This window comes from Nocardioidaceae bacterium SCSIO 66511 (assembly GCA_023100825.1).
Classification (GTDB): domain Bacteria; phylum Actinomycetota; class Actinomycetes; order Propionibacteriales; family Nocardioidaceae; genus Solicola.
In genome coordinates this window covers 1,599,435-1,612,237 of record CP095846.1, presented here as the reverse complement: position 1 = coordinate 1,612,237, position 12,803 = coordinate 1,599,435, and the positions used below count along the sequence as shown (strand labels likewise).

Below are 12,803 nucleotides of genomic sequence, written 5' to 3'. Positions count from 1 at the left end.
CGGCCTACACCCGACGGCCGCGCGTACTCGCCGCGCTTGGCGATGCTCGCAGCGTCGGAGATGATCGCAACATGGTGAATCGGCGAGGCTTCCTGGTCGGGCTCGGCGCAGTCGCGCTCACCGGTACGGCGTGCACCGACGACGACCCCGGTGCCGAACCCTCCGACAAGACCGCTGGATCGCGGAGCAAGGCGAATACAGACGGGCCGGATGCCGGATCGGACAGCGCCGGATCCCCTACTCTGACAGTCGCATCGACCATCGCCACCGGGCTCAACGTCCCGTGGTCGATCGTCTTCGAACCTGCGGGAACGGCGCTCGTCTCCGAGCGCGACAACGCCCGCATCGTCCGCGTGAGCGCCGATGGAGACGTACGCCCGCTCGGCGACGTGCCCGGCGTCGCACCCAGCGAGGGCTTCGGCGAGGGTGGTCTACTCGGCCTCGCCCTCGACCCCGACGATGCCCGCACGGTGTACGCGTACCACTCGACGAACACCGACAACCGAGTCGTCCGCATCCGGATCGACGGGAGTCGGCTCGGGCGACCGGTGCCGGTGCTCACCGGGATTCCCGTCAGCACTCACCACAACGGCGGTCGTCTCGCATTCGGCCCGGACGGCATGCTCTACGTGTCGACGGGCGATGCCGAGCAGTCCGACCGCGGGCAGGACACCGACGACCTCGGCGGCAAGATCCTGCGCATTCGCCCCGATGGTCGACCGGCGCCGAACAACCCGCTCGACAACGAGATCTGGTCGTACGGCCACCGCAACGTCGAGGGCATCGCGTTCGATGACTCAGAAAGGTTGTGGGCCTCGGAGTTCGGCGACTCGTCCTTCGACGAGTTGAACCTGATCGAACGCGGCGACAACTACGGCTGGCCGGAGGTGGAAGGCAAGGACGGCTCGGAGTTCACCAATCCGCTGCAGGTCTGGTCGCCGGACAAGTGCTCCCCCGCCGCCGTCGCGATCACCGGCGGAGTCGCGTACGTCGCCGCACTGCGAGGCGAGCGCGTCATCGGCGTACCGCTCGACGGCCGCCGCACGGGTGCGCCGAAAGACTGGTTCGTCGGAGAGTACGGCCGGCTCCGCGAGATCGCCGTCGCCCCTGACGGCGATCTCTGGGTGAGCACGAGCAACACCGACGGAAGGTCCGAGCCCGGGCCGGACGACGACAGAATCCTGCGCGTGACCGTCTGACGAGCACTCTCGTTCGATAGTTCCGTTCGCCCCGAATCCGGCGTCGTTGGCGCTACCCTCGGACCGAGATCAGCAGTCTTCAAAGGGGGAAACATGGGTATTCGCAGAGCCGGAGTCGCGGCACTAGGCGTACTCGCAGTCTGCGGTACGACGCTCGCTCAGCCTTCGGCACAGGCGAGCGCGCCGCCAGCGGATGAGCAGAGTCGGCAGACCGCCATCGAACCCGGCACCCTCGACCGAGGAGAGCGTCCGCAGTCGCTGTACAGGCACAAGCGCATGATCTTCGACGGCAAGCGGTCGTTCAAGATCCGGGGGCCGAAACAGCTCGACCTCGTCGGCAAGGGCGCCGGCGGCTACACCGCGGTCCGATACGGCCGGTACAACGGCAACCTGTGGCAGATCCGCCCGCACCGCAAGGCCCGACGCCTCGGCGTCGTTGCGCAGGCGGCGTACAACGGCGGCGACAGGTACTCCGTCAGCGGCAACGGGAAGCTCCTCGCGATCACCGAGCCCGAGCGCACCGGAAGGGAGATGCTGTGGGTACGCGCGCTTCCTTCGGGTAAGCAGATCCGTTTCCGCTGGAGGATCGGAGGAACCCGCGTCGTCGCGTTCTGGAAGAACCGTCTGCTGGTCTCGAACCTCGCCGAGACGTATTGGTACGCGCCGAAGAAGGACAAGCGCACCTTCTTCACCGATAGCACCGCAGCACTCGCCGAACCAGCGGCGAATCGCATGGTCCTGTTCGGCAGCGAGCCCGGTGAGGCCAAGTACCGCCTGGTCGCATTCGACGAAACGTCCACGACGCTCGCCGGCTGGAACAAGGGACGTCCGCTCGTCGCCTCACCGGACGGCAAGCGATTCCTCGCCAAGGTCGGCGAGCACAAGCTGCAGGTTCGCAGTCTCGTCAACGGCTCCGTTGTACGCACGTTCTCAGCCGCCGGGCGTATCGCAACCTCATCGGCACGCTGGGAGTCGAACCGCAAGGTGCTGTTCACCGCCAAGGGTCACAACGTCGCCGCCAACATTCGCTGCACGGTCGGCGGAAAGTGTGAGCGTACGACCCGGTTGGCCAGCGGTCCGGGCAAGCTCGGCATCGACTGGCCGTAATACTCGTCGGTGGCAGTCGCGCCGCGCACGTCACGACGCGACTGTCACCGCACAGAACTTCTCCACCTTGTGCGTCGGGCCCGAGACGATCAGCTCATCGCGTTCTCGGATCATCGTGTCGGCCTGGGCGTACGTGAAGTCCTGGGCCGGCCGCTTGATGCCGACGACCGTGACGCCGTACCGACTCCGCAGCGCCGACTCCGTCAACGTCTTGTCGTACGCCTCTTCGGGTGCGCGGGTACGCGCGATCGCGAAGCCGTCGTCGAACTCCATGTAGTCGATCATCTGACCGCTCACCATGTGCGCGACCTTCTCGCCCATGGAGCGTTCGGGATAGACGACATGGCTTGCGCCGACCCGTTTGAGGATCTTGCCGTGCTTGATGTTCACGGCTTTCGCCCACACCTCGCTGACGCCGAGCTCGACGAGGGTCAGCACGGTGAGCACACTCGCCTCGATGTCGCTGCCGATGCCGACGATCGCCCGGTCGAACTGGTCGGCGCCGATCTGGCGAAGCGCCTCCTCGTCGGTCGTGTCGAGCTGGACGGCATGCGTCAGATCGCTCGCCCACTTCTGCACCAGTTCGGCGTCTTCGTCGATCGCGAGTACTTCGTGTCCGAGCCGGATCAGCGATGCCGCAGTGGAAGCTCCGAATCTGCCCAAGCCGATGACGATGACCGGCGCGTCGGGCGGCGGCTGCGTTTTCTTACCCAATGATCGGCCTCTCCTCCGGTAGTCGGTAGCGCCGTATGCGCTGTCTGATGGTGAGCGCCGATGCTGCCGTAATCGTGCCCACTCGGCCGACGAACATCAAGATCATCAGCCCGACCTGGGCAGAGTGCGGGAGCTCCCCGGTGATGCCCATCGAGAGACCGACGGTGCCGAACGCCGAGGTGCACTCGAACAGCACCGCTTCCAGGCGGAAGTCGGTGACGAGCAGTACGAAGAGCGTCGAGACGGCGACGAGACAGACCGACAACAGCGCAATCGCGACCGCCTGCCGCAGCGTCTGCGACCCGATCCGGCGATGACCGATCATCACGTCCCGGTCGCCGCGCAGCTCGGCGAGGATCACGTACCAGAGCAGCAGGAACGTGGTGATCTTGATGCCACCGGCCGTACTGGCGCTACCTCCGCCGATGAACATCATGATGTCCGCGATACCGAGCGTCTCCGGTCGCGCAAGGGCGTAGTCGATGCTGTTGAACCCACCGGACCGCGGCATCACGCCGCCTTCGACGCCGGTCACCAGCTTGTCCCACACCCCGTGCGTGCCGAGCGTCGCCGGATTGCTCCATTCCAGGGCAAGGAAGGTGACCGTGCCGATCAGGAACAGGCCGATCGAGCCCCACACCGTGAGGCGGGTGTGGATCGTCCACTTCGCCGGTCTGCGCCAGTTCTTGAACAGCTCGGCCATGACCGGGAACCCGACGGCCCCGGCGAACACGCCTACGCAGATCGGCAGGATCAGCCATCCGTCGCCGAGGTAGCGCACCAAGCTGTCGCTGTGCAAGGAGAAGCCCGCGTTGTTGAAGGCCATCACCGAGTTGAACGTCGCATGCCAGATCGACGTACCCCAGTCGTCGAAGTACGCCGCGCGGTAGCGGAACGCCAGGATGACCGCGATCACCAACTCGAACGAGAACATGGTCACCGCGACCCGGCGCAGCAGCGGCCACACCTCGCCGAGGTTGACGATGTGCATCTCCGCTTGCGCCATCAGTCGGGTACGCAGGCCGAGGCGCCCGCCGACGAGCAGGCCGAGGACCGTCGCGAGCGTCATGATCCCGAAGCCGCCGATCTGCACGAGCACGAGAATCACGCCCTGCCCGAACGGGGTCCAGAAATGCGCCGTGTCGACCGTGCTCAACCCGGTCACGGTGACGGCCGACGTCGACGTGAACAGAGCCGGCATCACCACCTCGTCGCCATCGCCCGTACGCGAGACCGGGAGCATCAGGACGAGCGATCCCAGCACGATGCCGACGACGAACGCCAACGGCAGCAGCCGCACCGGATGCATCGCGGCTGCGACGATCGCGCGCCGACTCCAAATCCCAGCCACCCGCAGACGTTATCGCGCTGAATGACGGCTTTCGTGCACATCCCGCCCGAAAGTCACTCACCGAGCATCGGCGTGCTGGTGGCCCGCATGCCAGGCGTCCCACAATTGGGCGAACTCACCGCCGCGCTCGATCAGCGCCGCCGGCGGACCGACCTCGACGACCCGACCGGCCTCGAGGACCGCGACCCGATCGGCCACCAGCGCCTGCGTCAGGCGATGCGCGACGACAACGGACGTACGCCCGGCGACCACCGAGTCGGCCGCCTGCTCGAGCTCGGCCGCTCCTGCACTGCCCGCCTCGGCCGTGGCCTCGTCGAGGATTACGACCGGTCGATCGGCGAGCACGAGTCGGGCGAGCGCGACCTGCTGAGCGCGCGCGGGGGTCAGTTGGAGCGCGTTCTCGCCGACGACCGTCGCCAATCCGTCGGGGAGCGCGGCCACCCAGGTCAAGGCACCGACCGCGTCGAGCGCCGCGCGGAGGTCGTCATCACCGGCTTCGGGCGCCGCAAGTCGCAGGTCGTCGCGCAACGGACCGTAGAACACGTGCACGTCCTGGCTCACCATCGAGACCCAACCACGCGCACCCGACTCGCCGAGGTCCCTGGTGGAGACGTCGGCGATCCGCACCTCGCCCTCGGTCGGCGACAGCCGTCCGGCGATGAGAGTGGCAAGGGTCGTCTTGCCCGCCCCGCTCGCACCGACGAGCGCGAGCCTCTCCCCCGGTGCGACGCTGAGCGATACGTCGTGAAGCACCTCGGGTCCGCCCTCATAGCGGTAGCTGAGCCCGTCGACTCGGATCGACGGCGATCCGATCACGCCACGGGTCGGGTTCTCGTCGGTCTCGGCCACCTCGATCACCCCGACCAACCGGGCCAGGCTCACTCCGGCGGACTGAATGTCGTCGAGCGTCACCATCAGAACGCCGATCGGCCCGAACAGCCGGTGGAACAACAACGCGGCCGTCGTCACCTGGCCGACCGATACGCCGTCGGCATCGACCAGCAGGAAACCCACGCACAGCAATGCACCGAGGCCGACGAGCTCCGCCCGGTTCATCCAACCCGAGAACGTCGTCAGGAGCCGGAAGGAGCGGACCCGCAGGTTCATCGCTTCCATCGACCGGCCCGAGATCGAGGCGACCATCCGATCGCCCGCGCGGTACGCGCGTACTGTGTCGGTGCCGTCGAGGGCACCGACGACGGTCTGCGCCCGCTCTGCGACCGCCAGCCGCTCTCGTTCGTACAGCGGTACGGCTCGCCGTACGTACCAGCGTGCGGCGAGTCCGTAGATCGGCGCACAGGCGAGTCCGGCGAGTCCGAGTCGCCAGTCGAGCCCGAACAGCGAGACCGCCGTGAGCCCGGTGGCCAGGCCCGCACCCACGACCATGGGCAGTGTGTTGTTGATCGCCTGGGTCACGTTCGCGACGTCGTCTCCGACCCGCGTCAACAGATCGCCGCTGCCGGCGCGGTCGAGGACCGACGTAGGCAGCCGAAGGGCTCGAGCCACAACGCGTTCTCGCAGCGCCGCAAGAACGCCCTCGCCGAGCCTCGCCATCATGACGTAACCGACCAGCAGGAAGCCGCCCCCGCCCAGCGCAGCTGCGGCGAGGACCGCGACCGCGAGGACGACAGCGGAACGTGCGGCGCCGTCGATGGCCGCGTCGACCAACCAGCCGAGGGTCCACGGCGCCAACAGGCCGCAGATGTTGGAGAGGGCGAACGCGAGCACGGTGACGACCGCCGTGCCCCGGCGCACGCGGAGCTCGCGTCCGAGTACGCGCCAGGTCGTACGCCGGTCGGCGATCGGGAGCACCCGACGCTCATCGCGATGCTCGCTCGACTCGATATCGCTCATCGCGCCACCAGCGCGCGGTACGCGTCATGCTCTCCTAGCAGGTCGTCGTGCGTTCCCTCGGCCACGACGGTGCCGTCGACGACGACAACCCGGTCGGCGCGGGCGAGCAGCGCCGGACTGGCCGCGACCATGATCGTTGCGCGGGATCCGCCGTCGGCATGTCGTACCGCCGTGAGGCCGGCCGCGATATCTGCCTCCGTGACGGCGTCGACGGCGGTCGTCGGGTCGTGCAGGACGAGAACGCCGGGATCGGCCAGGAGAGCGCGCGCAAGCGCGATGCGCTGACGTTGTCCGCCCGAGAGATCACGGCCGCGCTCGGACAGAACGCGGGCGAGCCCGTCCGGATGCGACGCAACGACGTCGTCGGCGCTCGTCGCAGCGAGTGCCTCATCGAGTGCGCTCTCGCCGCGGTCGACTCCGGCGAGCCGTAGGTTCTCTTCGAGATCGCCTTCGAACAGCGACACATGGTGCGGTTCGACGAGCAGCGCCGCACGTACGCTCTGCTGGCTCGCGTCCGCGACCGATACGCCGCCGACCGACACCGAGCCCTCGACCGCTGCCGCGTCGGCACGTCCGGACAGCACCTCGACCAATGCCTCGGCGTCCTGCGGATCGAGGGCGACCACACCGACCAACTCTCCCGGAGCGACCCTGAGGGTCAGGCCGGTCAGCGATCGGTACGTCAGGCTCTCGACCGCGATCCCGCTGTCTCCCGGAGCCTCCCGATCGCCGTCGTCGGCGAGGTGCGGTGCGTTCAATACCGTCGCGACACGGTCGGCGGATGCGCGGAACGATGCGAGGTCCTCCGCAACGCCGCCCAGCATCTTGACGGGCTCGGAGATGAACTGGGCCAACCCGATCACGGTCACCAGCTCGCCGACGGAGATCCGCCCCTCGAGGGCGAACCAGCCGGCCGTACCTGCGACCGCCGCCAGGAACAACCCGCTCGCGGCCTCGCTGGCGCCGAGTAGCAGTCCTCGCCAGCGAGACGCCCACAGCGCGGCTCCGAGAGCCTCCTGGCTGGCGTCCGTATACCGTCGCGTGCCTTGGTCTTCGGCGCCGATGCCGTGTAGGACCCGCACTCCGCTGACCAGGTCGGTCGCCATCGCGGTCGTCCGTCCGATCGCCGCCTGCTGGGCGGCAGAACGCCGCGTCATCCAGGGCGCGAGGAGGTGCAGCAACCCGACGATCGCGGGCGCCCCAACGATGACGCCGACGCCGAGTACGACGTCGATGCGCAGCAGCACGACCGCCGACGCCACGATCGCGGTGATTCCCCCTGCGGCGAACGCCGACAGTCGCAGGGTCATGCCGGTCAGGTCCGCGTCGGTCGCCGCGATCGACAGCAGCTCACCCGATCGCAACGACGTCCGTGCGCCGCGCCCGTGCAGCGAATGCTCCGCGATCGCGACGCGCAGCCGATGGCTCTCTCGCTGCGTACCGTAGAAGAGCACCCGGGCGCCCGTACGGTAAGCGAGCATCAGCACGGTGAACAGCGCCGTCAGGCAGACGATGCCGACGAGTAGCGCCGATGTGTCGCGCGGGACGACGGCATGGTCGATGATCAGCCCGATCGCGACCGGGACCATCGCCTCACAGAGCTGATGGAGCGACAGACTGGCCGCTCCGCCGACGACTCGTGGGAACTCGCGGCGGTAAGCCCGCCCGATCAGCCGTGCCCCGGTGAGCGGCATCCCGCCCGCATACGAGGTCACAGCCCGGCGGCGACCAACTGCCGGTCGACTTCGTCGGCGAGCTCCTCCTCGCCCTTGCCCGCGGCGGCACCTTCCTCGTAGATCACCCGCAGGTCGATGCCCGACGACTCGAGCCGGCGGTTGAACTCCTCCGAACGCGCCGTCCAGTAACCGATGACGCTGTACCGCGCCGCGGGCAACCGGCACTCGTGACGCAGGTAGCGCCGCACTCCGCGGGTCGCTGCCGCCTCACCCGCCGCGAACGTGTAACCGTCGCCGTCGGGTAGGACCGCCGTACGTACGAGATCGTCGAGCCGGCTCTCACCGGAGTTGTGCACCCATTCGACGCTCACGTTGTCGCGCTCGGGCAGTGGAACCGTGTCGGCCGGGTCGGCGAGCTCGATGCGGACGACCGTCGGGACCGAATCGGACTGCTCCTCCAGGATGCGCGCGATCGCCGGAACCGCCGTGATGTCGCCGACGAGCAGCTGCCACGCCGCATCGGCCGGGCGCGAGTACCAGTTGCGTACCGACGACAGCCCGAGCCGGTCGCCCACCTGAGCGCGGCGTACCCAGCGCGTCGCGAGACCGACGTCATGGCCGACGACGTCGATGGTCAGCTCGCGGCGTGTCTCGTCGAAATGACGCACGGTGTACCAGCGGCACCGCTCGTAGTTGTGGCCGTTGAGCTCGGAGGGGAGGTCGACCGATCCGTCGGCATCGGGTACGACGAGGAGCACCGCTTCGTCCGGCACACCGCTGCTCTGCCAGAAGTCCAGCTGCCCACCGCCCAGGACGATGCGGCGAAGATGTGGCGTCAGCTGCTCGCTGCTGCGTAGCGTCGTCTCGAAGTACGAGAGTTGCCTGGTCATCGAGCGGCTCCTTCTACGAGGTCGTGCGAGGCGATGTCGACGACTCGCGCGTCGTCGTCGCGTCGGCTGTGATGTCGACCGATCGGCACGACCATCGGGGTTCCGGAGACCGGATCGGTCACGACCTGTGACTCCATTCCGAACACCGCATCGACGGTCTCCTCGGTCACGACCGACGAGGGAGAGCCCTCGCCGATGATCTCGCCGTCCTTCATGGCGATCAGGTGGTCGGCGTACCTCGCAGCGAGGTTCAGATCGTGCAGGACGATCACGATGGTCGTACCGCGCCGACGGTTGAGGTCGGTGAGCACGTCGAGCACCTCGACCTGGTGGCTGACGTCGAGGAACGTCGTGGGCTCGTCGAGTAACAGCAGGTCGGTGTCCTGGGCGAGCGCCATCGCGATCCACACCCGCTGCCGCTGCCCTCCCGACAGTTCGTCGACGGAACGCGTTGCGAGCTCGAGGGTGTCTGTCGCCAACAAGGCTTGTGCCACGGCCTCATCGTCGTCCTTGCTCCAGCTGCGGAACCAGCCCTGATGCGGGTAGCGGCCGCGGCCGACGAGGTCGGCGACCTTGATGCCTTCGGGTGCAACCGGCGACTGCGGGAGCAACCCGAGCATCGTCGCGACCGTCTTGGTCGGCATCGAATGGATGCTCTTGCCGTCGAGGCAGACGGTTCCGGAGACCGGTGAGAGCAGCCTGGCCAACCCGCGCAGCAGTGTCGACTTACCGCAGGCGTTTGCGCCGACGATCACGCTGACCATGCCCGCCGGCACGGCAACACTGAGGTCGCGTACGACCGGGCGGCTGTCGTACGAAAGGCTCAGGTCGCGCGCTTCGAGGGTGTGTTCGGTCGTCATCAGATGTCTCCTCATCCACCGCGTCCGACACGGTTCGTCGTCACGAGTAGCCAGAGCAGGTACGGGGCGCCGACGATGCCCGTGACAACGCCGACCGGGAACTGCGTATCGGGAATCGCATGCTGTGCTACGAAGTCGGATCCGAGCATCACCACGGCGCCGACGAGTGCCGCCGGTACGAGAGCGAGGCCGTTGTGGCCGACGAGCCGCCGCGCGATCGGCCCGGCGACGAACGCGACGAACGCGACCGGACCGGCTGCCGCAGTCGCCACCGCAGCAAGGGCGACGGCGATCACGATCAGCGACAGTCGAGAGCGTTCGATTCGGTGGCCGAGGCTCTTCGCAGCGTCGTCACCCATCTGCAGCGCGTGCAGACCACGGCCGAACATCACCGCAAGCGGCATCAGCACCACGCTCGCCCACGCGACGATCTGCACGGTCGCCCACGTCTTCGCGTTCAGGCTGCCGGTCAGCCAGACCAGCGCCTGTTGTGCGTCGTACACCTCGGCGCGGGTCATGAGGTACGAGATGACACTCATCAGCATGGCCGCCATCGCGATGCCGATGAGTACGAACCGGTAGCCGCTGATGCCCTCGCGCCAGGCGAGCAAGTAGATCGCGAGCGCCGTCGCCAACGCACCGGCGAACGCTCCGACCGAGACGGCGAAGCCACTGAGGCCGAAGCCGAGGATGCAAATGACCGCCGAAGCGCTCGCGCCCTGGGTGATTCCGATCAGATCCGGGCTCGCCAGCGGGTTGCGTACGAGCGTCTGGAAGATCGCACCGGACAGTCCGAACGCCGCGCCGGTGAGTGCCGCGGTCAGCGCGCGCGGAAGCCGGAGGTCGCTGATGATGAACTGCGTCGCACGGTCGCCGCCGCCGAAGAGCGTCGCGACCACATCGGGCAGCGGGATGTTGAAGTCACCGACCGACAGCGACACGCAGAAGATCGCGAAGCAGACCGTCGCGAGCACGGCGGTGACTGCGGTGACCCGCGCGGCGCGGCGCTTACGGGCACGGCGGACCGTCGCCACCGGCGAGCGGTCGGCGAGCTCTGCGTACAGCTCGTCCTTCAAGGTCGTCATCGCTACAGCTCCGCGAGCTTGCGACGGCGCACGAGGGCGATGAAGAACGGGGCGCCGATGACGGCCATCACGATGCCTACCTGCAGCTCGCCGGGCTTCGCGACCAAGCGACCCACGATGTCGGAGATGAGGAGCAGGATCGGCGCAAGCACCATCGAGTACGGCAGGATCCAGCGGTAGTCGGGGCCGGTGATGAGCCGCGCGACGTGCGGGATGGTGAGTCCGAGGAAGGTGATCGGACCGGCGAGTGCGGTCGCCGCTCCGCACAGCAGGACCACTGCCCCGGCCGACAGCGCCCGCGCAAACACAACGCGCTGACCGAGGCCACGCGCGACGTCGTCGCCAAGCGACAACGCGTTCAGCAGGCGCCCGGTGCACAAGGCGAGTACGACGCCAGCGGCGATGAACGGCGCGACCTGGAGGACCAGCTCCAGCTTGCGGCCGGCGAGCGACCCGACCGTCCAGAAGCGGAACTTGTCGAACGTCGCGACGTCGGTCAACAGGATCGCGGTCGTGATGGACTGCAGCGCGGCGGTCATCGCCGCTCCCGCGAGAGCCAGCTTCACCGGGGTGGCGCCTTCGCGACCGAGCGATCCGATGAGGTAGACGGAGACGGCGGCAACCGCGGCACCGAGGAAGGCGAACCACACGTACCCCATCGCCGTGCCGACCCCGAGAATGCTGATCGCACATACGACGGCGAGCGCGGCGCCCGCGTTGACGCCCAGTAGGCCCGGGTCGGCGAGCGGGTTGCGCGCAACGCCTTGCATCACCGCACCGGCGAGCCCGAGCGCGACGCCGACCAGGATGCCGGCCAACGTACGCGGCACCCGCAGCGTCCAGACGACAAGGTGGTCGGTGTTGGTGCTGTCGTAGTGGAAGAACGTGTCGAAGATCTGGCCGGGTTCGATCGTTCGGGTGCCGAGAAAGACGCTGAGCAGCGCCACGACGAAGAGCACCACCAACGCCACGGCAAGCCCGCCGAGCAGCACACCGCGAGACCGGCGACGTTCGACGTCGTGGGTCTGGATGCGGTCGGAGTCGTGGCGCGCCGCCGTGGCAGTGGACATCAGTCGAGCGCCCCCGAGATCTTCGGAGCGAGGTGCTCCAGCGAGTACGGGATGCTCAGCACTGTCGTGTACGCGAGGGACTGACCGAGGGGGGCGGAGGGTACGTAGACGACTCCCCCGCGTTGGTTGACCGACAGCTGCTGGAACGGCTTGTCGTTCTTGAACCGCTTCTGCTCCTTGGCGTCCCCGATCGCCACCACGACGTCACCCTCGAGCAGATCGGTCTTCTTGGCGTCTATGTCGATCCAGTAGCTGCTGCCGTCGTCGAGCTTGGCGAGCTTCGGCGGCAGGTTCACACCCAGCTCGAACATGAACTGCCCGCGGGCATCGACCGGCGTGTACACGTACCAGCCGCCCTTCGGGTTGGCCCGCACGATCGCGCCGTTCGTACCGTCGATGCGCGGGTTGGCCCGCAGTGTGTCGTTGATCGCGACCTTGGTGTCCTCGATGATCGTCTTCGCCTCGTCGGGTCTGTCGACCGCGGTGCCGATCATCGTCGTGGCGACCTCCCAGGAGACGCCGTAGTCGATGGCGCCCTCTGGCCGGACGATCGTCGGCGCGAGCTCGGAGAGCTTGTCGTACGTCGCTTCGTCGACGTCCGCGCTGACGGCGACAATCAGATCGGGGTCGAGCGCGGCGACCTCGTCGACGTCGATCTGACCGGAGTCGAGGATCTCGGGGTCTGCGTCGTCAAGAGCCTTCTCCGCCCACGGACCGACTCCGTCGACGCCGTAACCAGGACGGATGGCGATCGGCTCAACCCCCAACGCCAGAAGTGGATCGGCGTCGGTCAATCCGAGGCTGACAACGCGTTCCGGCGTGCCCTCGATGGTGGTCTCGCCGTACGCGTGCTCGACGATGCGTGCATCGCCGTCCTCGGCATCGGTCGGGTCGGAGTCGTCGTCGGTGCAGCCTGCCGCGACCATGAGCGTCGCCGCGAGAACGGCGAGCGTACGGATCCAAGGAGTTCTCATGGCGTCAACCTAGTGCCCGCGGA

Annotated in this window: 11 protein-coding genes; 2 read left to right on the top strand and 9 right to left on the bottom strand. The window is 67.9% G+C overall.

Annotated features, from left to right (window positions below):
• Window positions 1-71: 71 nt before the first annotated feature.
• Both MU582_07600 and MU582_07595 read left to right on the top strand, forming a co-directional pair.
• On the top strand, window positions 72-1,199 hold the full coding sequence (locus MU582_07600) for a PQQ-dependent sugar dehydrogenase (protein ID UPK76488.1): 1,128 nt from the start codon (window positions 72-74) through the stop codon (window positions 1,197-1,199).
• Window positions 1,200-1,292: 93 nt separating this feature from the next.
• The gene (locus MU582_07595; protein UPK76487.1) at window positions 1,293-2,306 is read left to right on the top strand and encodes a hypothetical protein; all 1,014 of its coding nucleotides are present in this window, start codon (window positions 1,293-1,295) and stop codon (window positions 2,304-2,306) included.
• Between the two features lie 30 nt (window positions 2,307-2,336).
• Here MU582_07595 and MU582_07590 read toward each other — a convergent pair whose 3' ends face one another.
• Genes MU582_07590 through MU582_07550 form a run of 9 tightly spaced genes read right to left on the bottom strand, consistent with a single transcriptional unit; the run spans window position 2,337 to window position 12,780 of the window.
• Window positions 2,337-3,020 (bottom strand): TrkA family potassium uptake protein, encoded by a 684-nt coding sequence (locus MU582_07590; GenBank protein ID UPK76486.1) that lies wholly within the window; start codon window positions 3,018-3,020, stop codon window positions 2,337-2,339.
• Window positions 3,013-4,371, bottom strand: a complete 1,359-nt coding sequence (locus tag MU582_07585; protein UPK76485.1) for a TrkH family potassium uptake protein — start codon at window positions 4,369-4,371, stop codon at window positions 3,013-3,015. The genes MU582_07590 and MU582_07585 overlap by 8 nt, the downstream gene beginning before the upstream one ends.
• 57 nt (window positions 4,372-4,428) lie before the next feature.
• Window positions 4,429-6,225, bottom strand: coding sequence for an ABC transporter ATP-binding protein/permease (locus tag MU582_07580; protein UPK76484.1), 1,797 nt, complete (start codon window positions 6,223-6,225; stop codon window positions 4,429-4,431).
• Window positions 6,222-7,940: an ABC transporter ATP-binding protein/permease gene (locus MU582_07575; GenBank protein ID UPK76483.1), complete on the bottom strand. Its 1,719-nt coding sequence runs from the start codon at window positions 7,938-7,940 to the stop codon at window positions 6,222-6,224. Before MU582_07575 ends, MU582_07580 begins: the two co-directional genes overlap by 4 nt.
• Window positions 7,937-8,791: a siderophore-interacting protein gene (locus tag MU582_07570; protein UPK76482.1), complete on the bottom strand. Its 855-nt coding sequence runs from the start codon at window positions 8,789-8,791 to the stop codon at window positions 7,937-7,939. The genes MU582_07575 and MU582_07570 overlap by 4 nt, the downstream gene beginning before the upstream one ends.
• Window positions 8,788-9,651, bottom strand: coding sequence for an ABC transporter ATP-binding protein (locus tag MU582_07565; protein ID UPK76481.1), 864 nt, complete (start codon window positions 9,649-9,651; stop codon window positions 8,788-8,790). Before MU582_07565 ends, MU582_07570 begins: the two co-directional genes overlap by 4 nt.
• A gap of 11 nt (window positions 9,652-9,662) precedes the next feature.
• A complete protein-coding gene (locus MU582_07560; protein ID UPK76480.1) occupies window positions 9,663-10,736 on the bottom strand; it encodes an iron chelate uptake ABC transporter family permease subunit in 1,074 nt (357 codons plus the stop codon).
• Between the two features lie 2 nt (window positions 10,737-10,738).
• Window positions 10,739-11,806 carry an iron ABC transporter permease gene (locus MU582_07555; protein UPK76479.1) on the bottom strand — a complete coding sequence of 356 codons (1,068 nt, stop codon included), beginning with the start codon at window positions 11,804-11,806 and terminating at the stop codon, window positions 10,739-10,741.
• Complete coding sequence (locus MU582_07550) at window positions 11,806-12,780, bottom strand: ABC transporter substrate-binding protein (GenBank protein UPK76478.1); 975 nt, start codon at window positions 12,778-12,780, stop codon at window positions 11,806-11,808. The genes MU582_07555 and MU582_07550 overlap by 1 nt, the downstream gene beginning before the upstream one ends.
• Between the last annotated feature and the right edge of the window lie 23 nt (window positions 12,781-12,803).